General features: G+C 56.0%; 24 protein-coding genes, 1 pseudogene and 1 riboswitch. Of the genes and pseudogenes, 6 read left to right on the forward strand and 19 right to left on the reverse strand.

Annotated features, from left to right (window positions below):
• Positions 1–18: 18 nt before the first annotated feature.
• The 5 genes from MLD04_RS07545 to MLD04_RS07560 all read right to left on the reverse strand — a co-directional run bounded on the left by MLD04_RS07545 (position 19) and on the right by MLD04_RS07560 (position 5,461).
• Positions 19–1,035, reverse strand: a complete 1,017-nt coding sequence (locus tag MLD04_RS07545) for a hypothetical protein (protein ID WP_248156427.1) — start codon at positions 1,033–1,035, stop codon at positions 19–21.
• Entirely contained in the window at positions 1,035–3,524 is a 2,490-nt protein-coding gene (locus MLD04_RS07550) for a galactose oxidase early set domain-containing protein (RefSeq protein WP_248156428.1), read from the reverse strand. Before MLD04_RS07550 ends, MLD04_RS07545 begins: the two co-directional genes overlap by 1 nt.
• Before the next feature lie 158 nt (positions 3,525–3,682).
• A complete protein-coding gene (locus MLD04_RS07555; RefSeq protein WP_248156430.1) occupies positions 3,683–4,531 on the reverse strand; it encodes a sulfurtransferase in 849 nt (282 codons plus the stop codon).
• Positions 4,532–4,546: 15 nt separating this feature from the next.
• Positions 4,547–4,966: a GFA family protein gene (locus tag MLD04_RS17760; RefSeq protein ID WP_379883039.1), complete on the reverse strand. Its 420-nt coding sequence runs from the start codon at positions 4,964–4,966 to the stop codon at positions 4,547–4,549.
• Positions 4,967–5,059: 93 nt separating this feature from the next.
• Entirely contained in the window at positions 5,060–5,461 is a 402-nt protein-coding gene (locus MLD04_RS07560) for a GFA family protein (protein ID WP_248156433.1), read from the reverse strand.
• Between the two features lie 150 nt (positions 5,462–5,611).
• Between MLD04_RS07560 and MLD04_RS07565 the strand changes: the two genes are divergently transcribed.
• A complete protein-coding gene (locus tag MLD04_RS07565) occupies positions 5,612–6,808 on the forward strand; it encodes an MFS transporter (protein ID WP_248156435.1) in 1,197 nt (398 codons plus the stop codon).
• Here MLD04_RS07565 and MLD04_RS07570 read toward each other — a convergent pair whose 3' ends face one another.
• Complete coding sequence (locus tag MLD04_RS07570) at positions 6,809–7,156, reverse strand: avidin-fold protein (RefSeq protein ID WP_248156437.1); 348 nt, start codon at positions 7,154–7,156, stop codon at positions 6,809–6,811. It abuts the gene before it with no gap.
• 588 nt (positions 7,157–7,744) lie between these two features.
• On the opposite strand from MLD04_RS07570, the gene MLD04_RS07575 reads away from it, so the two are divergent.
• From MLD04_RS07575 to MLD04_RS07590, 4 genes are all read left to right on the forward strand, one after another.
• Positions 7,745–7,996, forward strand: a complete 252-nt coding sequence (locus MLD04_RS07575; protein WP_012137510.1) for a type II toxin-antitoxin system Phd/YefM family antitoxin — start codon at positions 7,745–7,747, stop codon at positions 7,994–7,996.
• Complete coding sequence (locus MLD04_RS07580; protein WP_248156444.1) at positions 7,993–8,247, forward strand: Txe/YoeB family addiction module toxin; 255 nt, start codon at positions 7,993–7,995, stop codon at positions 8,245–8,247. The genes MLD04_RS07575 and MLD04_RS07580 overlap by 4 nt, the downstream gene beginning before the upstream one ends.
• Before the next feature lie 137 nt (positions 8,248–8,384).
• Positions 8,385–8,630, forward strand: coding sequence for a type II toxin-antitoxin system CcdA family antitoxin (locus MLD04_RS07585; protein ID WP_248156446.1), 246 nt, complete (start codon positions 8,385–8,387; stop codon positions 8,628–8,630).
• Complete coding sequence (locus MLD04_RS07590; RefSeq protein WP_248156447.1) at positions 8,630–8,947, forward strand: CcdB family protein; 318 nt, start codon at positions 8,630–8,632, stop codon at positions 8,945–8,947. The genes MLD04_RS07585 and MLD04_RS07590 overlap by 1 nt, the downstream gene beginning before the upstream one ends.
• 166 nt (positions 8,948–9,113) lie before the next feature.
• Here the strand turns inward: MLD04_RS07590 and MLD04_RS07595 are convergent, their stop codons facing one another.
• The 9 genes and pseudogenes from MLD04_RS07595 to MLD04_RS07635 form a co-directional block, all read right to left on the reverse strand.
• Complete coding sequence (locus MLD04_RS07595) at positions 9,114–9,644, reverse strand: SMI1/KNR4 family protein (protein ID WP_248156449.1); 531 nt, start codon at positions 9,642–9,644, stop codon at positions 9,114–9,116.
• A 158-nt stretch (positions 9,645–9,802) separates the two neighbouring features.
• A pseudogene (locus MLD04_RS07600) lies at positions 9,803–10,633 on the reverse strand (IS3 family transposase); the annotation flags it as partial.
• On the reverse strand, positions 10,612–10,983 hold the full coding sequence (locus MLD04_RS07605; protein ID WP_345799611.1) for a transposase: 372 nt from the start codon (positions 10,981–10,983) through the stop codon (positions 10,612–10,614). The pseudogene MLD04_RS07600 and the gene MLD04_RS07605, both read right to left, overlap by 22 nt.
• A 77-nt stretch (positions 10,984–11,060) precedes the next feature.
• Entirely contained in the window at positions 11,061–11,477 is a 417-nt protein-coding gene (locus MLD04_RS07610; RefSeq protein WP_248156451.1) for a GNAT family N-acetyltransferase, read from the reverse strand.
• Positions 11,478–11,567: 90 nt separating this feature from the next.
• Positions 11,568–12,326 carry a COG4705 family protein gene (locus MLD04_RS07615; protein ID WP_248156453.1) on the reverse strand — a complete coding sequence of 253 codons (759 nt, stop codon included), beginning with the start codon at positions 12,324–12,326 and terminating at the stop codon, positions 11,568–11,570.
• A 472-nt stretch (positions 12,327–12,798) separates the two neighbouring features.
• The gene (locus MLD04_RS07620; RefSeq protein ID WP_248156455.1) at positions 12,799–13,236 is read right to left on the reverse strand and encodes a hypothetical protein; all 438 of its coding nucleotides are present in this window, start codon (positions 13,234–13,236) and stop codon (positions 12,799–12,801) included.
• Positions 13,237–13,336: 100 nt separating this feature from the next.
• A complete protein-coding gene (locus MLD04_RS07625) occupies positions 13,337–14,137 on the reverse strand; it encodes an endonuclease domain-containing protein (protein ID WP_248156457.1) in 801 nt (266 codons plus the stop codon).
• A 119-nt stretch (positions 14,138–14,256) separates the two neighbouring features.
• Complete coding sequence (locus tag MLD04_RS07630; RefSeq protein WP_248156459.1) at positions 14,257–15,015, reverse strand: COG4705 family protein; 759 nt, start codon at positions 15,013–15,015, stop codon at positions 14,257–14,259.
• A 111-nt stretch (positions 15,016–15,126) separates the two neighbouring features.
• Positions 15,127–15,930: a hypothetical protein gene (locus MLD04_RS07635; protein ID WP_248156466.1), complete on the reverse strand. Its 804-nt coding sequence runs from the start codon at positions 15,928–15,930 to the stop codon at positions 15,127–15,129.
• Between the two features lie 257 nt (positions 15,931–16,187).
• Here MLD04_RS07635 and MLD04_RS07640 point away from each other — a divergent pair, with 257 nt between their 5' ends.
• Positions 16,188–17,147 (forward strand): integron integrase, encoded by a 960-nt coding sequence (locus tag MLD04_RS07640; protein ID WP_248156468.1) that lies wholly within the window; start codon positions 16,188–16,190, stop codon positions 17,145–17,147.
• Positions 17,148–17,161: 14 nt separating this feature from the next.
• On the opposite strand, the gene MLD04_RS07645 is transcribed toward MLD04_RS07640, so the two are convergent.
• The 4 genes from MLD04_RS07645 to fmdA form a co-directional block, all read right to left on the reverse strand.
• Positions 17,162–18,220 (reverse strand): ribonucleotide-diphosphate reductase subunit beta, encoded by a 1,059-nt coding sequence (locus tag MLD04_RS07645; RefSeq protein WP_248156470.1) that lies wholly within the window; start codon positions 18,218–18,220, stop codon positions 17,162–17,164.
• A gap of 29 nt (positions 18,221–18,249) precedes the next feature.
• Positions 18,250–21,018, reverse strand: coding sequence for a ribonucleoside-diphosphate reductase subunit alpha (locus tag MLD04_RS07650; protein ID WP_248156472.1), 2,769 nt, complete (start codon positions 21,016–21,018; stop codon positions 18,250–18,252).
• A 178-nt stretch (positions 21,019–21,196) separates the two neighbouring features.
• Positions 21,197–21,417: riboswitch (cobalamin riboswitch) on the reverse strand.
• 84 nt (positions 21,418–21,501) lie between these two features.
• A complete protein-coding gene (locus tag MLD04_RS07655) occupies positions 21,502–21,855 on the reverse strand; it encodes a zinc ribbon domain-containing protein (RefSeq protein ID WP_248156474.1) in 354 nt (117 codons plus the stop codon).
• 3 nt (positions 21,856–21,858) lie between these two features.
• Positions 21,859–23,091, reverse strand: a complete 1,233-nt coding sequence (fmdA, locus tag MLD04_RS07660) for a formamidase (protein WP_248156476.1) — start codon at positions 23,089–23,091, stop codon at positions 21,859–21,861.
• Between the last annotated feature and the right edge of the window lie 23 nt (positions 23,092–23,114).

Genomic DNA, 23,114 nt, shown 5'->3' on the forward strand with positions numbered 1-23,114 from the left:
CTATCTTCCCCGAGAACGCTATGGAAGACCAGGCACCCACCGGGTCACACCCTCAATGTGGCTGCTGTTATCACCGATGCGAAGAGGTATCTGCCAACGCTTGACCACGTGGGGTCGTGTCGGATGTTCAACCGTATCCGCATAGGCCGCGCGCGGTTCGATCCAGCCGTAACTCCGGCCGTCCGAGACCTTCGCCCAGCGCACGTTGGTATCGCCCTGAGCGGCCACGAGCGTCGGCGAACCGGCGGGCGCGACCCGGGCCCAGGTCGGACTGTGAAGGTTGGCTTCAACGCCCTGCGATGAGAACCGCAGGAAAGGCTCGTCCTGTGCGCCCATCAGCGTCGCCGGCGTATCGCCCCGGTAGGACAAAAACAGTCCCGGACGGGCGCTGCCGGGCATGGCTCTTACCAAAGCCTGGCCCTTCAACGCTCCGGCATCCACCACCTGCGCCTGGGCGATGCCCTTCGCAGCGGGCACATACTCGAAATGGCCTGAGATCGCCGTTTCGGTATCGCCCAGACGTACCGGCACCGACCACTGGCCAACGCTGGCACGCTCATCGGCGTCGACAACCTGATGGGGCACGTCGACCGGGCCGGTCCGCAGCCTCAGATCAAACCAGCCCCAGTTCGGTGTAGCTTCCACCACCGTCCAGCGCGGCTCGCCGGAGGCGTCCACTGGAATCGTACCGGGTGCCATCAGAGTGTTGGTACGGTGGAACGCCGCCGCGCCCAGATCCCCTTCGGTCTTTCCCGGGCCAATGCGCAGAAACGTCCGGCCTTTTTCGTCCGCTACCATCAAGGGTTCGTCGGTGGGGTTGGCAACCAATAGCTGCGGTGCCAACGTTCGGCGCAGCTGTATCTGCAGTGCCGACAGTTCCGGCGGTAGTGGGTCAAGTACCACTCGAACCGTACCCTTGCCCTCGTTCGCGCTCTCGCCGTGGCCATAGGCCGTCAACGACCAGAGCAGGCTGGCAGCGATGAGTGCAACAAAAAGCCCCCCCCGAAGGGGGGGAGTGTGTGTGGAGGGGTTCATCACAGGCTACCGTCGAGACTGGTGAAGTCGACAATCAGACCTTCCAGCGCGACAGGCACGCTGTTCACGGTCTGCTTGAACACCGAGGCACCGCCTTCAACGGCAACGCCGGCTTCGTTCAGCAACTGCGGAGTACCGTCCTGAAGCTGGCCAAGGGTCGGCACGGCACTGATACCACCCGAGCTCAGATCCAAGATCGGATCCAGCAGCGAACCGCCATTGTCACCGCTGTTGAGCAGACCACTGAGCAATCCGCCACTGCCATCGGTGTCTTCCGGCGACGGGGTCACCTGCTGGGTGAGCGGACCGGACGGGTTGCCAGGATCGGCGAGCACGCTTACCGGCGTGGACTCCGAGGGCAGGCGCATGCCGTCGTCTGCCTTGTAGCTGACAAACAGCATGTACTGGCCCGCCGGCAGGACCGCGCGGTTACTGGTCATCTTCACCGTGACCGTCTTGTTGTTGCGGTCGATGATCGGCAGCACAACGGTACGCTGGTCACCGTCCACCAGGTGCGTGGTGGCCTTGCGGCGAATCAGCATCACCTGGTCGATGTCCGTCCGGTCGGTATGGATATCGAACTCGCCACCATTGGTAAGCAGTGCGACGGGCGCTTTCTGGATCGTCGGACGATCGTCCCGTGCTGCGTAAGGAGGCGTGTAGATTTCGAACGACGGATCACGCCCGGCGTAATCCGCAAAGCCCAGTTCGTCCAGGTTGACGAACGACAGGTAGGCGGTGTTGATCGGCGAGTGGCCACCCACCAGCACCCGGCCGTCCGGCATCAGCACGGCGGTGTTGTGATAGGTCCGCTCACGATGCGCCAGCGCCATTGGTTTCCAGGTTTCCGTTTCAATATCAAACCGCTCGGCCTGGATGATCGCGCCTTCCAGCCCGGTCGCCACCACGCCATCGCGGGTGCCACCGGAGAACACCATCACGCTGTTGTCCGGCATCATCACGCCCGAGCCATACCAGCGGGGCTGGTTGAGCGAACCGGTCAGACGGGACTGGTAGGCCATGTCGGCGCCATTGGTCAACACGGTATCGATCCGTGATGACGATACCGGCAGATAACCGCCCGGGCTGCCCGCGACCACATAGGTTGGCACACCACCGGCCGTCAGGAATTCCGACTTGTGATAACCGCCGTTGCTGTCCGGGCGCAGGGGCAGCTGTATCGAGAAGGTCGACCCGCGCATGCCGGATCCGATGGCACGCTCCAGGGAGCGGTCATCCACCGGCAGCCCCAGCAACTGACCAATGACCGACGTCGGATCGTCCAGGGTCTTGCCCACCAGGTCTCCCAACAGAGTCTGTACCTGATCCGAACTCATATTGGTGGGATTGAGCGTGGTGCTCAGCGCGTCCAGACCCACATCGTTGATCTTCAGCGGCAGGCCGGCATAACCCAAATCGGTCCACTGATGGGTTTCGGGATTGTAGGCACCGACAATGTTCCACAGCGCCTGGTCATAGGCCTGCCCGAAGGGATTGAAGGCCTGGCCGCCGGCGTTGTAGAACACGTAGCCGTTGGGCAGCAGGTGCATACGCGGGAACAGCGGCAATGAACGCTGTGCCGTCGAGCCGTTGTCACTCCAGGTGCCACTATCAGTATCGTAGGTTTCCGTCTGGACCACGTTACGGCCCGACTGGATGGGATCGTCCGGGTACACCGGCTTGAGCAGCTTGGTCACGCCGCTGGCGACGAACAGGTCACTGTTGGCCAGGCTCACCAGGCTGGGATACCAGCGGCCGAAATTCATGTCGCCGCTCTGGCTCCAGGTGTTGTTCTCCGGGTCAAAGATCCGTGAGGACTTCAGGCCTTCCAACTCCACCACACCGACCGGCACATCGTCGATACCGGGCTCGGAATAGTAGTCGGTACCGCCCACTGCGATCATCCGGCCATCGGCGAGAAACGCCACGTCGGCACAGAACAGCGCACCGTCGTTCTTGGCGGTGTTGTCCGCGGTATCCAGCAGCCCGTCGGTCAGCGTGGTGCTGTCGTTGCCGTCCGGATTGGCACCGCCATCGATCGGCGAGGGTTTGGCCCAACTCGGCTGGTCATTCTTGCCCAGTGTCAGAACCCGCGACTGATCGTTCACCGAAATCTCGCCGAATTGCGCGATGACGGCCAGTTCCGCGTTTTCGGTGCCTTCGAGGGCGTTCAGGTACAGAAAACGACCATCGCCCAACACGGCGATAGTGCCCGCCGCCGGTTTGCATTGAAGGGAACCGTCGGTATCCGGGATACAACGCTGATCAGTCGCTACCTGCTGATCGTCTACCTGAATGGTGGGTTCGGCAAAGGGTTCGCTGAAGGAACCGCCGTCACCCGTGACTTCCGAGGGGTAACCGTCGCCGGCACTCTCACCGTCACCACCAAGTAGACCCAGCAGTCCAGCGTAGGCTGGCGTCGTGCCGGCTATGGTCAGTGCAATTGCCGATGCTAAAGATGCTCGCATGTAATGCTGCTTTATAGACATGTAGCTCTCTCCTGGCAGAAGCCACGCGAGTGCGGCTCTGCCTTATTGTTGTATTTCCACCCGGTTAAAAACCGGGGAGCCACCTCGGGTTACGCGGCGGATTCGGAGAAAGTTGCAGCTGGATTTATTTTTTTCGGATTTTTTTCGAGCGGGGTGTGTCAGGCCACCGGCAACGCCTCATTGCTGCCCCAATCGGCCCAGGAGCCGTCGTAGAGGGACAACCGGTCATACCCGGCGAGCTCACCCGCCAGCAGGATGATGCAGGCGGTGATGCCGGAACCACAGGAAAACACCAGTTGCGCTTCCTTGCCGGGCTGAAGCGAGGGCGCCAGCCGGGCAAAGGTGTCTGACAGCTCATCCTCCGGCTTGAACCGATAGCCGGCCAGCACCTCGGAAAACGGCAGATTGAGAGAATTCGGGATGTGGCCACCACGCACACCCGGCCGCGGTTCCGGCGCCTGCGCCAGGAACCGTGCACGGGATCGCGCATCCAGGACTATGACTTGCTCGTCGTCCAGATGCTGGAACACGTAATCTGAATCCCGAACCCGAGTGCGATCGAACTTGCCCATCACGCTGCCGGGGTTGGCCGCTTCCGCCACCGGTGCAGAGACGGTGTCACGCCCTTCGGCCAACCACTGCGGCAGGCCGCCATCCAGCACAAACACCTGATCCACACCCATTGCCCGAAAAATCCACCAGGCCCGCGGTGCCGAGTAGATGCCCTGGTTGTCGTACAGCACCACCTGGCTATCCGGGCCAATGCCCAGCCTGCGGGCCTCCGCGGTGAACTGCGCTTCCGTCGGGAAAGCATGAACCTGAGGCGATTCGGTATCGCAGAGTGTTCCCTCCAGATCGATCCGGTAACTCCCCGGGATGAACACGGGAGCGTCGTAAACGATCGGCTCCTTGCCAATCACATTGACCATACTCGCGTCGATCAGTACCAGATCCGGGTTATCGAGATTGGCCTGTAGCCAGTCGGTGGTCACGAGGGGGGAAGGCATGATGGTGTCTCCGGGCTACAACAACTTGTTAAGTGCTTCCAGGCTTTCAGGCCCACCGTCCAGTCGAACACACCCGGCGGAGTCTTCCTCCCACGGGGCAGCGGATTTTGTATGGAGGTGAACCGAAACCCGCGATTCGACAGGTTCATCAAGCAACCCGGCCGGAATCCAGATCATCCCGCTGTCTCCCAGGCTGTTGGGAACCGGACTGCCGCATACGGAACAAAAATCGCTCCGGAAACCGCTGGGCTTTTTGAACGAACTGATCCGGCGTTCACCGGACACCCAACGAAAAGCGGAGCCCTGAACAAACGTCGCGGCATTCGCTGACGCTCCTGTTGCCTTGCGGCACAACGAACAGTGACATTGATAGAGGTTTCGAATCTCTCCCTCAATGTGGAATTTCACGGTACCGCAGAGACATTCACCTTTCATCGACTGTTCCTTTGAGATTTGCTGTTCTGATCAGCGGCGAGAATGCAACAGAAAGAGTTGCCTCAGACGAGGGCATTGTTATGTGATCTTAGCTCACTCCGGCAGGCCCTCGAACTCTGGTACGTCACCCATCGCTCCGTCCCAAACTGCTCTGCTCGATGTGAAAATGTGCGCAGTTGGCGATACAGAGACTTCAGTGTCCAAACTCCCTGCCGGAACAACAATCAAACCCGCAATCTGAGTGCTTGGCAATGCCGAGCCACACAATTTACAAAAGCTCTTGTTGTGGCGCGTACCCGGAAGCGTAAAGGAAGTCACGGCATCTTCACCCGCCAGCCAGGTCAGCTTGGCTGACTGCGAAAACAGATTTGCCGCATGAGCCGAGCCCGTGTCCTTCTGGCAATGGTGACAATGGCACAGGTAAAAGCTGTCGAAATCCCCGTGCACTTCAAATCGTACGGTGCCACACAGGCAAGAACCAACGTGATCCGTCATCCAGTTTCCCTCTATGGTTTTCAGGTCGCACATACATAATGCCGGGTAGAGTGAGTGAACGCTCGCCTCCGTCATCCCGATGCTTCGATTCCGTGCGACGCATCTGATAACGTAACCGACCTCTCAATAGCCGCTTATCGGAACTCATGCATGGCCCCCTCCAAACAACACCCGTGGTTTCCGCTACTCATTTTCCTGGGCGCGGCCTTTACCTTCAGTGTCACGATGATCGGCACCACCATGCCGACCCCGCTCTACCCCATCTACCAGGCCAGATTCGGGTTTTCCGATCTGATGATCACCATCATCTTTGCAGCCTATGCCGGCGGTGTGATTACCGCCCTGGTGCTGACGGGACGCTGGTCGGATCAGGTGGGACGCCGGCCATTACTGTTTGCGGGGCTGGCTTGCTCCATCATCAGTGACCTGGTGTTCTGGCAGGCCAATGGCCTGGCGATGATCCTGACCGGCCGGGTGTTGTCCGGGCTGTCCGCCGGGATCTTTACTGGCACCGCCACGGTGGCCGTCCTTGAACTGGCCCCACCCCACTGGCGGGATAAGGCCACCTTCTTTGCTACCGCGGCGAACATGGGCGGGCTGGGCCTCGGGCCCATGCTTGCCGGTGCCCTCTCCGAGTTCCTGCCCCGGCCACTGCACCTGACCTTTCTGGTACACATCGCCATGGCCGTGCTGGCAGTGTGCTGCATCTGGGCGGCTCCGGAAACCGTCTCGAAACCCGCTCACCCCAAACTGTCCATCCAGCGCCTTAATGTGCCCCCGGAAGTCCTCGGCGTCTTCATTCCCGCCGCCATTGCCGGTTTTGCCGGCTTCGCCATGTGCGGATTTTTCACATCCATCGCCCCGGCGATGATGGGCAAGGTGCTGGGCTATGACAACCGGTTGCTGATCGGCGTCGTCGCCGGCAGCATCTTCATCGCCTCAACCCTGGGCCAGTTCCTGCAGGGCAAACTGCCGCTCAGGCTTCGCCTTCCACTGGGCTGCGTGTCTCTGATGCTCGGGGTGATTCCGATAGCACTGGGCATCTATACCCGGTCCCTCTCCCTGTTCATGGTCGGTGCTGTGATTGCCGGTATGGGCCAGGGCATTGCGTTCCGGGCAGGCATGGGTGCGATCGCCCTGGCCAGCCCGGCTGGGGAGAAGGCCGCGGTGACGTCCACGTTCTTTGTCGTGGCCTATGTCGCTATCTCGGTACCGGTCATCGGCCTGGGTCTGATGGCCACCGTGACCAGCCTTACGACGACCGGGATCAGTTTCGCCACAGTGATGGGATCGCTGGCGGCGCTGGCATTGGTACTGCTGATTCGGCGGGATCGGGCGGAGGCGTGATCAGGAATCGTCGGTGATCTCTTCAACTTCCGAATGCCCGGATGTTCGATCTCCGGTAAACCATTGCCAATTCTCTTTAAGCACGAGAGTACCGGCACTATCCCGGCCAGGAGTTGAGACGCACCTCCCGGCCATCAGTTCGCCATCGACATTTTCATGGTGATAAACAAACTCCAGGCTACCATCGGCATGGACCTTTCCCTGGAGGTGCCCGCTGGCTACCTCGCCACCGCTATAGGTGGCCCACACCCGATCTTCACTTTGCCGATAATGAAACCTGGTTTGACCTCCCACTTCGCCGTTCTCGGAGTTCGTCCTGCCTCGAAAAATGCGATTGTTGTAATTCACGTAAATTCCTAACGCTGAATGTTAATCGGCGCCTGCGAAGCACAGTGTAGTGGGCGTCCGATGGACGGCCGCCAGGCCGAAAGCTACCACCCCCACCAGCTCCAAACCTTCGCTATACCTCGCCAGATACCTCCGAGGATGGATGGGAAGAGCTGCGGGAGCAGCAGAGCCAATGCCGCGAATACGATGATACATACGATGAGGTAACGACTACTGAGGAAACCATCCCAATAGACAGCCAACTCCAGGTTGGCACAGAGCCAGACAAACGCTGCGGTCGGGATGGAGAAGAACAGAGATGCAAAGAGGCTGATCAACCGTGATTCAATTGGCCCACCTTGGCCGCGATTCCTTGCCATTGCTTATGACTACTCCTTGTTTATGGTGACATGCATGGTTAGCTGTTCCCAAGCATGTACGCACGAAGCTGCCGCTCCTCTCGCATAACATAAAGGACGACAACCCGCTGCTCATCCTCACGATAAAAGATTCGACACGGCGGACTATCGGTCGCTGTGCAGCTGATTGTTAAATCCTTTTATGTACGATATCCTGACCATGTTCAATATCCTGTACAGGAGCAGCCGTATGGATGCCATTAGCTACACAGCCGCTAGAACCAATCTAGCAAAAACCATGGAGCAGGTCTGTGAAGACCATTCCCCTGTGATCATCACCCGGAGCAAGTCGCAGTCAGTGGTAATGATCTCCCTGGAGGACTACGAGGCGCTGCAAGAAACTGCATACCTTCTGCGCGCACCAAAAAACGCACGGCGTTTGCTGGAATCCGTTGCCGAACTAGAGCAAGGGGGTGGTCAAGAAAAGGAACTTCTTGAATGAAACTCATCTTCTCTGAGAACGCCTGGGAAGACTATCTGTACTGGCAGAAAACCGACAAAAAGATTCTTAACCGAATCAACAAGCTGATCAAGGAAACCAAGCGAGAACCGTTCGAAGGTGTTGGCAAACCAGAGCCCCTCAAACACAGCCTCGCCGGATACTGGTCTCGCCGGATCAACGAAGAACACCGAATAGTTTACAAAGTCACGGATGACGCTTTGATTATCGCCCAGCTCCGGTATCACTACTGATTTAACGCCTTGGCTGCGCGGCGTGCCGGAGCGATAGCACAGACGCGTCCGACAACAGCCGTTGGTCAAATGCTTGAATGCGCATTCCAGTGCGCATAAACTGAAGTGGTGCATTAAACAGCCACTTGGAGGCTCCGATGGCCGAACTCTATAACGCAGCCGCACCCAAAAAAGCAGCTAACCTATCAATTAATAGCGATTTGCTGCGTAAGACCCGGGAACTGAAGATTAACTTGTCCGCTACCCTGGAGCGAGCCCTGAAAGAAGAGCTTGCCAAACGCGAGGCAGCCCAATGGGTCGAAGAAAATCGCGCTGCGATAAAAAGCTACAATGATTTCGTCGAACAACACGGATGCTTCGGCGACGAATTCAGGGAGTTTTGATGGCACAGTTCGATGTGTATCTCAACCCAAGCAAAACAAGCAAAACGCACTACCCGTACCTTGTCGATATTCAAAGCAGCCTGCTGAGCGAACTGGCAACTCGCATCGTCATTCCTTTGGGGAACCGGTCTGCCTTTGGTGGCGAAGCCATGCAAGGACTCACGCCGGAAATCAGCTTTGCCGACCAGGAACTTCTACTGTTAACCCCGCAAATTTCCTCTGTCCCAGAAAAGCATCTCAAGAACCCGGTTGGCTCTCTATCGCATTTCAGAGATCAGATTGTTGGAGCTCTGGACCTGGCTATCACTGGCATATAACGCTGAGCGAAGCGGCGGCCTTAGGCCGTCCGCCTTGCGTGCCTTGTTAACCAAGTGCACCATTCCTAGTGAACATTACTAGGAGTGCCCCTTACCGCCCTGTCTATCGACTTCCGTTAGTTGCCTTTAGGCAAGCATTTCTCCAAATTCGATGGGAGCTAAAGGTTCACATCCAAGTTCGTTCATTTTTCAAGTCTTGGTACTCATTTCGATTGTAATCGACCATGGACAAGTAAAATTCGTTAAAAGATGAGAATCGATCAATCTCAGCTCCCGCAAGCCAGATTATTTGACCAAAGAACTGGGAGTTTGGCTTGCAAAGGGCAAATACATCCGAATCGGCAGTACTTGCGGCAATGGGGAGAAGACTGTTTCGAGCAAGGCCGGACTGACTAAGGACATCTTTCTGGATGCTATCGAGAACCTTCTCGGCTCGCCTAAACTCTGGACCGCCAGCCAACTCGGACGTACCGAAAAGGTTCACCGTCTGGTAGAACCCCTTCCAACCATTTGCCTTGGTCAAAAAGACAGCAAACTCCTTATCTAGCTCAAAACCCAAGCTAGCTTCCAAGGACTGCAAATCATCATTTGAAGCGGCAACTTCTGGAAAATGGTGAGGCCACAGACCTTGGTCGTCCAAGTCAGCAATTGCCTGTTTCACAGCAACCATGACGACAATTTCTTTTGCCCAATCCATAAAACCTACCTAATTGACCTCCCTGCTTCCTCTGAGAACCATCAGTCTTCGAGCTTATAAAGTGGTTAACGCTTTTGTTTAGCGGCGCCCCGCCAGGGGCGTCCGGTGGAGGCCGTCCGCCGGAATGGTACTCCCCCAAATAATTGGACACGCTCCCATCAGTTAGCGCTCTCGAACTCCAACGGAGTCCGGTAACCGAGGCTGCTGTGCAGCCGTTCGGTATTATAAAAGCGCTCAATATAGTGTTTTATATGGTGTCTTAATTGGCGAAGCGTGACAAAGCTGGTTGCGTGCAGCAGTTCTCCTTTCAGACTTTTGAAGAAGGACTCCACCTCGGCATTGTCCGTGCAGTAGCCCGGTCGGCTCATGCTGTGAACGATCTGGTGACGGGCAAGCATGTCACGCATTTTAAGAGCCCTGAACTCAGTCCCCCGATCGGTATGTAGTAACAGACCAGGCGGCGGTGAGCGGTCCGTCAGGGCTTGTTTAAGAGCGCCGCTGGATAGCTCGCCGTTCAGATTGGCCTCCAGCTTCCAGCCCACTATGCGACGCGAGAACAGGTCAAGTACCACCGCCAGAAACACGTTCTTCCGACCCATTTTGATGTAGGTAACATCGCTGCTCCACTGCTGGTTCAGGGTAATTGGCTTCTCAGTGGCCAGACGGTAGTTTGGCCATGCCCGCAGGAGGGCCCGCCGGGTGAGCAAACGCCGATAGATTCGGTAGGTCCTGGCCTTCATACCCCATTCCCGCATCAAGCGGGCCACACGGTTTTCTCCCACTCGCACACCTTGGTTTTTCAGGGCTTGGTAAACCTTTGGGCTGCCATAGCGGCCTTCACTATCACGAAAGATCCTGCGTATCTTTAGCAGCAGATCGGCATTCTCCATCGCTCGTTTGCCAGGCTTTCGGTTGGCCCAGGCGTAGTACCCAGAGCGTGAAATGTTCAAGTGCCGGCACAGGGCTTTTACGCCGTGTTCTCGTCGGTGCTGCCAGACGAATCGGAACGCTTCCGTCGTTCCTCGGCCTGAAAACGTTGAAACTTTTTTAGGATGTCGTTTTCCTCCTGAAGCTCCGAAATACGGCGTTTCAGGCGAGCAATCTCATCCTGCTCCTGGATCTTCTTCTTGGCGTCAGCTGGCGCTTTCTTCACCCGTTTCATAGCGAACTTTCCTTCGCGATATTCCTTACGCCAGCGTGACAGCATGAAGGGGTGAATATCCAGCGCTTCGGCAACGCTTTTGACACTGCGGTGGGCCTGGTGACTCCACTCCACCGCTTTGACCTTGAACTCAGTGCTGTACTGCTGAGTTTTCTTCCCCGTGAGCATCTTCGGCATCGTAGTTCCCCTGTTTCGGAGTTATCGATGCGTGTCTATTGAAGTGGGGGAAGTGCAGAACGAACTTCATTGACTTGTTAATTGCCAATGGTCACCCCCGGATCCAGAACCCAACAGCGGTCATTGTGCGTGTAACCAATCTGACCATAGTACGAGTTGGCTGCCGGTGCTGCGATGAGTATCAATTTGCAGAGCGGCCCCAGTTGCTCTTGGGTCAGTGACTGTAATCGCTTACCTATTCCTGATCTTTGGTAGCCCTTGTGAACGGCCAAATCGGACAGGTAGCACGCATAGTGAAAGTCCGTGACACTGCGGGCGATTCCGACCAATAAATCCTCATCCCAAGCGCTTACGAGGAGATTGGAATTGGAAACCACCCCTTCCATACATTCTCGGTCGTGGATTGGCCGTCGCTCCCCGAGTGCAGAACTCTCCAACAACCCAATGAACTGGTCAGTGGTAATGGGGTCATTCACCTTGAAGCTAATGTCCATACCTCTCCTTGGTAATTAACGCCGTGCTTTGCGGCAAATTTGGAGCGCAGCGGAAAATTTGTCCGGCAACAGCGCCTTGTTAGCTGTGATTTAATGCGCTTTGACTGCCGCTCTTTGAGGCAATACAACAATTAAAATTGCGATTAAAACCAGCAATACTCCCGTTGCTGTGTAACGACTAAGTTCGAGCCCCCCATTTGCTAATGGTTTATCTAGGAAATCTCCGACAACCGCGCCTAACGGACGTGTAAGAATGAAAGCTGACCAAAACAATATGGCTTTGGAAACTTTAGTGTAAAAATGCAGCAAAACAACGGATAGTAGCATTGCACTGAAAATAGCTGCTGCACCAACATAACCAAGTCCAGCGGTATCTGCAGTCCAATCACCCAAAGCAGTACCGAGAGTCTGAGAAAACATAATAGTCAGCCAATAGTAAGACTCTGCTTTAGGCGTATGAACTGATGAAACATCAACACGACCAAGGTCGCGGTACCAAATTAGCAAAGAAGACAGCAGTAAAATAAACAACAATGTAGACCCACCAGCGTAGCCGATACCAATAGAACGCGTTGCGAAATCAGCAAGTGTTGTCCCTACTGTGGTAGAAGCAATGATAGTTGCCCAATAAACAAATGGATGGAATGCTGGTGCCTTAATCTGAAAAATTACTGCACCTACAAACAAAACCATGAAGATGCCAGTGCTAACTAGGTAACCCAAGCTCATTGACATTGAAACTGCATCTCCGCCAGTTTCACCTAGTGTGGTAGCGAGAATTTTTATAACCCAGAAGCCGAGTGTAATTGCCGGAACTTTTACAAGATGTTCTCGATGATCATTATTCACTTCTTTCTCCTTCGTTTGGATTACAGCTAACGCCGCTATAAATTGCAGCTTTGGAGTGAAGCGTTTTGTGCTAGCTTTTCCAGCACAAAAAGCGTAACGAAAAAGCTGTCAATTTAATGGCCTTGTTAAAAAGCACCGGCATTGAACACTGACCGACGCACGACTGATTGACCGCTCCACTGGTTGAATTTTAGCGTAAAAGCTGACGATATCACGGAGATCGAACGGGATAAACCGTGCTTTTACGATGCCGCCTAATACCGGCACGAGGAACGAACGCACTAGGCCGGAGTTACGCTTCTAGCATTGAAGCTGGTTCCTCAAACGGACGGCACTTGCTAACCGTTTACCGCTGTTTTTATTGACGCACCGTACGACCAATTTACGACTTGCGTTTTAACGCCAACAGCATGCGCGGTTACGGAATGGAGGCTTAGCCGCAATGGAGTAACCGTCGCTGTGTCCGTGATTGTTAAATATTGCCTGAAAATGCAAGCTTCGCACCTTCCGACAGTACAGACCGAATGACAGACAGAGCAGTCTCACGCCCAAGTGTTTTAGATCCATCCGCAAGAATGGTCCCCATTGAATCCGTCATTTCAAGTGCCTGTGGAGTCGCGTTCAACAACTCCAAGCTTTTTGGTGTCAACGTGACGTTTTTAACCGAACCGTAGACCTTCTTACCAATCCACAAATACCCAGCGTCTGTTAGCCAATTTACTGTGGCAGCTGCGAGCTCTTCGTATTCCTGTGCGTTGTAAAAAAGCTCCTCATCAAACCCCGATGTGTACCTGTCGTGTACGTTTTTTCCAAGGTCTTCGTATTTGATGTCTACTCTCACCGGAAAGCTTTCGTAGCAAGAGCCCAATACTTCAGCAACATGTAGGTTAAACAGGTCAATATTTCGCACGATAGGCCCTCGGATTTAACGCCAGCCATAAGCGGCGCCCTGACAAGGGCGTCCTGTGGAAGGCCATTGGCCCGAAACAACCTTATGGCCTTGTTAAGCATTATTGCAGCCAACCACCCTGCTCCTTCCAAAGAAGCTCCAGAATATCTCGGGTGGCGTCTACTGGAGTATTCGTAATCTCTGACCCTGAGAAGCGAAGAGTGCGAAGACCGCGAATTGCCAGGACTCGATCCCTCTTACGGTCTTTTGAGAATGCTCCTGGTGAAGAATGGAATTGAAATCCGTCACATTCAACAATGAGGCCGAACTCAGATCTCTCTGGGCTCCAAAAGTAAAGATCAGGGCGTATGCCTCGACCATCCACTTGAACGTTGGGAAAATTTGGCTGAATAGTCAAATGAACACTGTGGTCCATCATAAGGTAGTAATATCGGAACGTCAGGTGCCGCAAATAATTACGCTCTTGCGCCTCCATGCGTCCTGCAATGAGCTCGGAATCCAAATAGGCCTCTATTTCAGAGAAGGGTTTCTGGCGACGCTCCCACCATGCGATAAATTCTTTGAACCGCCCATAATACTCTCGAAAATACTCCACTTCCTGTAGCGCATCACGGCCAAACTGATGGATAACAAGCCCGAATGGATCTGCCTTTACGAACCCAAGCAGCAGGGAGCGGAGAAAAATTTTCTCGATCGGTGACTCTTGGAAGGCGTCGATTACAGTTGAATTGTTCTTGATGTGCGTATCGAGCGCCATCCTATACCATGAGGAAAAACCTGGATCTTCACCGTCGCATTCTTCTGAAATAGAACGTTGCTCGAAAGCGTCTAATAGCTCAACAAATGCATCGTCATCGAGAAGAACATTTTTAACCTCGGACTGGCTAAGAGATTTGCTCATGCATCAATTCCAATTGCGAAAACTAAAGCGTCAAAGCCAACTGCTTAACGCCGTGCTTTGCGGCAAATTTGGAGCGCAGCGGAAAATTTGTCCGGCAACAGCGCCTTGTTAGCTGTGATTTAATGCGCTTTGACTGCCGCGCTTTGAGGCAATACAACAATTAAAATTGCGATTAAAACCAGCAATACTCCCGTTGCTGTGTAACGACTAAGTTCGAGCCCCCCATTTGCTAATGGTTTATCTAGGAAATCTCCGACAACCGCGCCTAACGGACGTGTAAGAATGAAAGCTGACCAAAACAATATGGCTTTGGAAACTTTAGTGTAAAAATGCAGCAAAACAACGGATAGTAGCATTGCACTGAAAATAGCTGCTGCACCAACATAACCAAGTCCAGCGGTATCTGCAGTCCAATCACCCAAAGCAGTACCGAGAGTCTGAGAAAACATAATAGTCAGCCAATAGTAAGACTCTGCTTTAGGCGTATGAACTGATGAAACATCAACACGACCAAGGTCGCGGTACCAAATTAGCAAAGAAGACAGCAGTAAAATAAACAACAATGTAGACCCACCAGCGTAGCCGATACCAATAGAACGCGTTGCGAAATCAGCAAGTGTTGTCCCTACTGTGGTAGAAGCAATGATAGTTGCCCAATAAACAAATGGATGGAATGCTGGTGCCTTAATCTGAAAAATTACTGCACCTACAAACAAAACCATGAAGATGCCAGTGCTAACTAGGTAACCCAAGCTCATTGACATTGAAACTGCATCTCCGCCAGTTTCACCTAGTGTGGTAGCGAGAATTTTTATAACCCAGAAGCCGAGTGTAATTGCCGGAACTTTTACAAGATGTTCTCGATGATCATTATTCACTTCTTTCTCCTTCGTTTGGATTACAGCTAACGCTTGCAGCAGGGGCGCGACGTCAGGAGCGTCCCTTGCCTGCACTTGTTAGAACAGGTAGGGGAAGGTTGAAGTAAATGATTATTGCTTATTATAGCGCCCGGAAAATGATCCATCCCCTATGTAAGAAAAATCTAGCGCGTCATGTTTCTCATTTAAAATAACCAACCCTTCTTTAGAGCCGTCACTTATGCAGGAATCAGATATAATTTTCACTTCAAATAAATTAAACCGTGGGTCAGGCATGGTCAATTTTCCATAGATATTACAGCCAGGTGATGAGGCACCTGTTAATTCACCCGATGAGTTCACCGTTATAGTGCGGTCACCATCAAAGTTAACGTAAATTCCTGAAATTCCCTCTAGAGATGCGCTTTTTCTATACAGGTCATCTAATGGATTTAATACCTTCCTTTCCGAGTTCCGTGTTATCAGTTTATTTTCAGAAACTATATCAAACCCTTTTACAGAAATAGCTGGAACTATCGACCTCACGGAACCGCCACTTATGTATACCTTACTTTCCTCAGGCTCTAACTCAAACTCTATCTTATTGTTCTCTATTTTTACCTTTCCCATTGCCCAAAACAGATTGGGGTAATTGACAGCACCTTGAGATCGTTCTGTTTCATTTGCGTGGAAAATTTGATATGCATACTTTTCTTCGGTAACAATAAACCAAGTAGTGCATCCTAGCGCTGCACCACAAACACCTTCATTTGATAACTCCCATATACCGCTAGCCTTACTTCTTATCTCATTATTTTTTGCATCTCCAGAGTCGCCATCATTGCAACCTGCTAATAGAAGAAAAACAAACCAAACCATTGCTATATTGGAATACGATGCAATTTTCTTAATTCTAAAAAGTATGCTATATCTCATTAAAGTACCTTATTCATAATAAAACATTCATCACGTGGATTTATTCTAACAGCAATTAGACAGAGCGCTTCATGATTGCAGGAATTTGACCGCTTCGTTATTACGGTTTCTGGATCACAGTACGCAGTGCCCATAAATTTATAAAACAACAGGTTAGCCCACTACACACTGCCTTTCCATGTAATCATTTGACATCTGTGATCCACGCCACCAATAATACTGTATAAAAATACAGTATTGGCAGGGAGCCGGGACGAATGAAAGGGAAACAGCCTCGCTTACGGGACCAGGTTCGTGCCGTTATTCGCGTGAATCATTACAGCATTCGTACCGAAAAAACCTACTGGTACTGGATCCGCTACTTCATTCGTTTTCAGCAAATGAGACACCCTCGCGATATGGGGCCCAGAGAGGTCAATGAGTTTCTGACCTGGCTTGCAGTGCATCGCAATGTCGCGGCTGCCACCCAGGCACAGGCCCTGAATGCTCTCGTTTTTCTCTATGACAAGGTGCTGGACAAGCCGCTCGGTGAGATTGGCGAAGTTATTCGCTCAAAGAAACCCCGGAAATTACCCGTGGTTTTGACGCATCAGGAAGCCATGCAGATTATCGACCGGCTTGGTAAAACCGACAGGCTCATTGCTTCGCTGCTCTATGGTTCCGGATTGCGTGTTACAGAAGCCTGTCGCTTGCGCATCAAAGACCTCGATTTTCAGCAGCAGGTGGTAACCGTGCGGGATGGTAAAGGCGCCAAAGACCGAACAACCCTTCTTCCCATGACGCTCCTTGGGCCGTTGCACGATCATGTTGACGCTATTCGCAAGGCCTGGAAACAGCGAGATGAGGAGTTCCTGCATCCGGTAAGCCTTCCATTTGCTTTGGCCCGCAAGTACCCCAATGCCGGAAAATCTCTGGAATGGCAGTGGCTGTTCCCTTCCCCCACGCTCAGCACGGATAATCTCGGCAACGTTGCTCGTCATCATCGCCACATATCCTCTGTACAGCGGGCCGTGCGGGCGGCTGCACAGGAAGCCGGCATTGGGAAACGTGCCGGCTGCCATACCTTTAGACACACCTTCGCCACGGAACTTTTGAAGCGGGGAACCGACATCCGAACGGTTCAGGACCTCCTCGGCCACGCGGACCTGCGCACCACGCAAATTTACACCCACGTTCTCGGCCAGGGTTTCGCCGGAGTGCGCAGTCCGCTTGGCTAGAGGTCAGCAAGCCCTCACCACTCCAACTGAGCCCCGGTCTGGTACTCGATCACCCGCGTCTCGAAGAAGTTCTTCTCCTTACGCATGGTCGCCTGTTCGTCCAGCCAGGGTGAGACGTTTTTCGCGCCCGGGAAGGGTTCGTCCAGGCCGACGGTTCGGGCCCGGCGATTGGCCACGAAGCGGAACTGCTCGCTGTGGTACTCGGCGGAATAGCCCAGGATCGGATCGCGCAGGATGTAGTTGGCGTAGGCGGTTTCAGCGGCTTCGGATTCGTCCCACATGTCGCGCACGGCCTTGGGGTCCAGGGTGATGTTTTCCTCTTCGAGGATCTGGTTCACCACTTTCAGGCCGAAGGAGAAATGCATGGCTTCGTCCCGGAGGATGTACTGGAGCTGTTCCCCGGTGCCGCGCATCAGGCCCCGGCGCTGCAGGGCGAAGATGGGGCTGAAGCCGTTATAGAACCAGGCGCCTTCGAAAACTGCCGCGAAAAACAGGTAGGACATGATGAACTCGTGCAGATCGTCCTTGTTGCGCAGGTTCATGTCGGAGCGCATGGCAGCGTCCAGGCGGCGGTTGGCCATCTGGATCTTGCCGTTGATGGCGGGCACCACGCGGTAGCGGTTGTAGATTTCGCTCTGGTCGAGGTTGAGGGTTTCGATGCAGTGCTGGTAGGCCCAGGTGTGCATGGCTTCTTCGTACACCTGCCGGGCCTGGTAGATCTGCAGTTCCGGGGCGCTCATTTTCTCCATCACCGCCAGGCCGATGTTGCGCATGGCGAGGATGTCGGAGGTGGTGAGGTACGCCAGCACGTTTTCGTACACGTGTTTTTCCGGCGCGGTGAGGCGATGGTGGTAGTCGTGAACGTCCTGGGCCATGTTCACGTCCAGCGGCGTCCAGTGGTTCTTGTTGGCGTTCATGAAGTACTCCCAGGCCCAGGGGTACTTGAACGGCGCCAATTGGTTGATATCCGTCTCGCCGTTGATTACCCGTTTGTCGTCCACGTTCACGGGGGCCGGGCCGCTGCTTGCGGCCGGTTTGCTTTGGGTATTCGGTTCGTCGTCCCAGTCCAGCATTATGGTTGCCTCCTGAATAAAGTGAGTGGTTACTGACAGGCTTCGCAATCCGGATTATCGATACTGCACACCTGTGGCTGCGGGGCCGCGACCGGGGCGGCTTTTTCCGCAGCGCCGGTAGCGCCCAGGGAGCGCAGGTAGTAGGTGGTTTTCAGGCCGCGTTCCCAGGCGAGCTGGTACAGGGCATCCAGTTTCTTGCCGCTGGGTTCGGCCATGTAGAGGTTGAGGCTCTGGGCCTGGTCGAGCCATTTCTGGCGTCGGGCGGCGGCTTCCACCAGCCAGCGGGCGTCGATTTCGAAGGCGGTGGCGTAGCGGGCCTTGAGTTCCGGCGGGATGCGGTCGATCTGTTGCACGCTGCCGTCGAAGTACTTGAGGTCGTTGACCATCACGTTGTCCCACAGGCCTTCCGTTTTCAGATCGCGCACCAGGGCGGGGTTCACCACGGTGAACTCGCCGGAGAGGTTCGATTTGACGAACAGGTTCTGGTACGCCGGTTCGATGGACTGGGACACCCCGACGATGTTGGAGATGGTCGCCGTGGGCGCGATGGCCATGACGTTGCTGTTGCGCATGCCGTTCCTGGCGATGAGTTCGCGCACCGGCGACCAGTCCAGCCGGGCGTTGGTATTCACAGACAAATCCCCTTCCCTGCGGTTCTCCCTCAGCAATTTGATGGAGTCGACCGGCAGGATGCCCTGGTGCCACAGGGAGCCTTCGTAGCTGTCGTAGGCGCCGCGCTCGCCGGCCAGGGTGGCCGACGCGCGGAGGGCGAAGTAGCTGAGTTGCTCCATGGCCACATCCGCGAATTCCACCGCTTCGGGGCTGGAGTACGGCAGGCCGAGTTGGTACAGGGCGTCCTGGAAGCCCATCAGGCCGAGGCCCACCGGGCGGTGTTTCAGGTTGGAGTTCCTGGCCTGGGGCACGGCGTAGTAGTTGATGTCGATGACGTTATCGAGCATGCGCACGGCGGTGGTCACGGTGCGTTCCAGCCGCTGTACGTCCAGTTCGCCGTCGCGGATGTGGGCCGCCAGGTTCACCGAACCCAGGTTGCACACGGCGATTTCATCGGCGCTGGTGTTCAGGGTGATTTCGGTGCACAGGTTAGAGCTGTGTACCACGCCCCGGTGCTGCTGGGGTGAGCGCAGGTTGCAGGGGTCCTTGAAGGTGATCCAGGGGTGGCCGGTCTCGAACAGCACGGTGAGCATCTTGCGCCAGAGCTGTTTGGCGGAGACCGTCTTGAACAGGGTAATCTCGCCCTGTTCCGCCAGCGCCTCGTAGTGCTCATAGCGTTCCCGGAAGGCGTTGCCGTAGAGGTCGTGAAGGTCCGGCACGTCGCTGGGGGAGAACAGGGTCCAGTTACGGTCTTCGCGCATGCGTTCGATCAGCAGGTCCGGCACCCAATTGGCGGTGTTCATGTCGTGGGTGCGGCGGCGTTCGTCGCCGGTGTTCTTACGCAGTTCCAGGAATTCTTCGATATCCAGGTGCCAGCTCTCCAGGTAGGCGCACACCGCGCCCTTACGCTTACCGCCCTGGTTCACCGCCACAGCGGTGTCGTTCACCACTTTCAGGAACGGCACCACGCCCTGGCTCTGGCCGTTGGTGCCCTTGATGTGGGAGCCCAGCGCCCGCACCGGCGTCCAGTCGTTGCCCAGGCCGCCGGCCCATTTGGAGAGCATGGCGTTGTCGCGGATGGCGCCGTAGATGGTTTCCAGGTCGTCCTGCACGGTGGTCAGGTAGCAGGAGGACAGCTGGGAGTGGCGGGTGCCGCTGTTGAACAGGGTGGGCGTGCTGGCCATGTAGTCGAAGCTGGAGAGCAGGTTGTAGAACTCGATGGCCCGTTCGTTGGGGTCGTCTTCCCTCAGGGCCAGGCCCATGGCGACGCGCATGAAAAACACCTGGGGCAGCTCCAGGCGGGCACCGTTCCAGTGCAGGAAATAACGGTCGTACAGGGTCTGCAGGCCGAGGAAGCCGAACTGCAGGTCCCGCTCCGGCTTCAGGGCGGCGCCGAGGCGTTCCAGGTCGAACGCGGCCAGGGCTTCATCCAGCAGTTCGTATCGGATACCCGCTTCAATGAATGCAGCCAGTGCCTGGGGGTAGATCTCCGCCAGCGGCAGGCTCATGGGCAGGCCGAGGGCCGCGGCGTTTTCCAGGCGAAGCTGTTCCAGCAGCAGGCGGGCGGTGACGGCACTGTAGTCCGGTTCCCGCTCGATGCGGCTGCGGGCAGTCATGATCAGAGCGGCGAGCACGTCGGCCTCGGCAATGCCGTCGTACAGGTTGGTGAGGGCGTCTTCCACCAGGGATTCGCCGTCGATGGCGTCCAGGCCGGCGGCGGCCTGTTCCACCTGGAGTTTCATCAGGCCCAGGTCCAGCGGGGCGGTCTCGCCGTTGGCCTTTTTCACGGTCAGGTGCGGGTGGGCTTCCACCGGTTCGTCGATGGCCCGCTGGCGCGCGTGGTCTTCCCGATAGAGCACATAGGCACGGGCGACTTTCTGTTCTTCGGCCCGCATCAGCGCCAGTTCCACCTGGTCCTGGATGTCTTCGATGTGGACCTTGCCGCCGGCCTGCAGGCGCCGGCGGATGGCCTGAATCACCTGGTCGGTGACCCGGCGGACGGCGTCGTTCACCCGGGCGGAGCCGGCGGCCGGATCTCCTTCCACCGCCAGGAAGGCCTTGGTGACGGCGACACTGATCTTGGACGGATCGAAGCCCACGAGGGTGCCGTTGCGTTTGATGACCTGGAGGGTCTGGGTATCGGTGTGCGAGCTGGACCGGGGTTCGGCCAGGGCAGAAGCGGACATGCGGTGTTCTCCTGAATACGCGTTGAATTCCATGTCCTTCGCGTACGCAGGCCGAACCGGCGGCACGGGGCCAGAGACTGGCGGCTGTGCGTGGCCGTGTCCGTTTGCTGCTCACCTTGATGGGCCTGATGCAGGCGCCTGAGTCGCGAAGGTGCAGTCGCGCTGTCTCCGATGGGCTGGAAACAGCACCTCCCTGGCAGGTCTTCGGACTCAGGGGCGTGGATCGGTTGATCCGGCCTTGCGTGGCGACTTCCCGGCTTGCGCCAGTGTCATGCGTGCCACGCTCGTTCCCCAATACCGCTGCGCGTCAGTTCCGGACTCTCACCGGATTCCCGACTACCGCAGTGATCAGCAATTGATCACAATATCTGGTAGTGAACCAAGGATGAAAACACTATATACACGAATCAGGGGAAGAACAAGGCGGGCATAAAAAAGGCCCCCAGGCGGGGGCCAACTTCGTGACAGGACTACCACTCGCAATCAGTGACTGATCATCCAGGGCCGCATGGAGGGGAACATCTTCTTCCCGTCGGCGGTGTAGAACAGCATGTGTTTGCCGTCCGATTTCTTCTTGCAGCCACAGCTCTTGCGGTGCTCGGCTCCCCGGGCCCGCTGGTCGGCGGTGGAGATGATCGGCTCGTGCCGGGCCTTTTCGTTCCGGGCTTCCGCCTGCCGTTTGGCCGGGTCCATGCCCATGATATGGGGCGGCAGTGCAATCACCCGGGCCGACAGGGCCTTACAGGTGGGGCACTCGGCCGGTTTGCCGGGCTCCGCCATGGTGCCCAGCTCCTGGAACAGGCCGTGGTCACGGCACTTGTAGTCGTACAGTGGCATGGCTTACTCCTTGTCCGGTGACAGGGGTACGTCGGTGCCCGGCGTGACCTTCTTGGTCGGTCCTTCCGCCGTCGGGTTGATGTCGAAGTCGAAGATCTCGGTCGGCAGCCAGAGCGTCGCACAGGCGTTGGGCACGTCCACCACGCCACTGATATGACCCTCCACCGGCGCACAGCCGAGCAGGGCGTAACCCTGAGCCCTGGTGTAGCCGAACTTGGTCAGATACTCGATGGCGTTCAGGCAGGCCTGGCGATAAGCCACGTGCACGTCGAGGTAATGCTGCTGGCCTTCCTCGTCCACGGAGATGCCTTCGAAGATCACGTAGTCTTCGTAGCGCGGCTTGATGGTACTGGGCTTGAACACCGGGTTCTTGATGCCGTACTTGGCCACGCCGTCCTTGATCAGGTTGACCCGCAGGTGGATCCAGCCGGCCATCTCGATGGCGCCGCAGAAGGTGATTTCGCCGTCACCCTGGCTGAAGTGCAGGTCACCCACGGACAGGCCAGCACCCTTCACGTACACTGGGAAATACACCTTGGAGCCGCGGCTCAGGTCCTTGATGTCACAGTTACCACCATGCTCGCGGGGCGGTACGGTGCGGGCGGCTTCGCCGGCGGCAGCCTTGGCGGCATCACCCGCCAGCTTGCCCAGGTGGGCGGTGTCGGCGAACGGCAGGTTGGCCAGGCCCGGCACGCGGTCCGGATCGGTATCGAAGAGTTCTTTCTCCCGCTTGTTCCATTCCGCCAGCATCTCCTTGGAGGGCAGGCAGCCGATCAGACCCGGGTGGATCATGCCGGCGAATTCCACATTCGGGATGTGGCGGGATTTGGTGAACATGCCGTTGAAGTCCCAGATCGACTTCTGGGCCTCGGGGAAGTGTTCGGTCAGGAAGCCACCGCCGTTCTGCTTGGAGAAGAAACCGTTAAAGCCCCACTGGCTTTCCTGGAAGGCGCCGATGTCCAGGATGTCCACTTCCAACAGGTCGCCGGGCTCGGCGCCTTCCACGCCCACCGGGCCGGAAAGGAAGTGCACCTGGGTCAGGTCGACATCGCGCACGTCGTCGGCGCAGTCGTCGTTCTTGATCTGGCCGCCGGTCCAGTCGTAGCACTCGAGGATGAAGTCGTCCCCGGGTTTGACCGTGGCCGCCATGGGGATGTCCGGGTGCCAGCGGTTGTGGATGTTCTCGTTCTCGTACGCGGATTTGCTCAAATCGATCTTGATCAGTGTTTCGGCCATAACGGTCGCTCCTCGGTTCTTGG

The organism is Marinobacter koreensis (genome assembly GCF_023156285.1).
GTDB classification, from domain to species: Bacteria; Pseudomonadota; Gammaproteobacteria; order Pseudomonadales; family Oleiphilaceae; genus Marinobacter; species Marinobacter koreensis.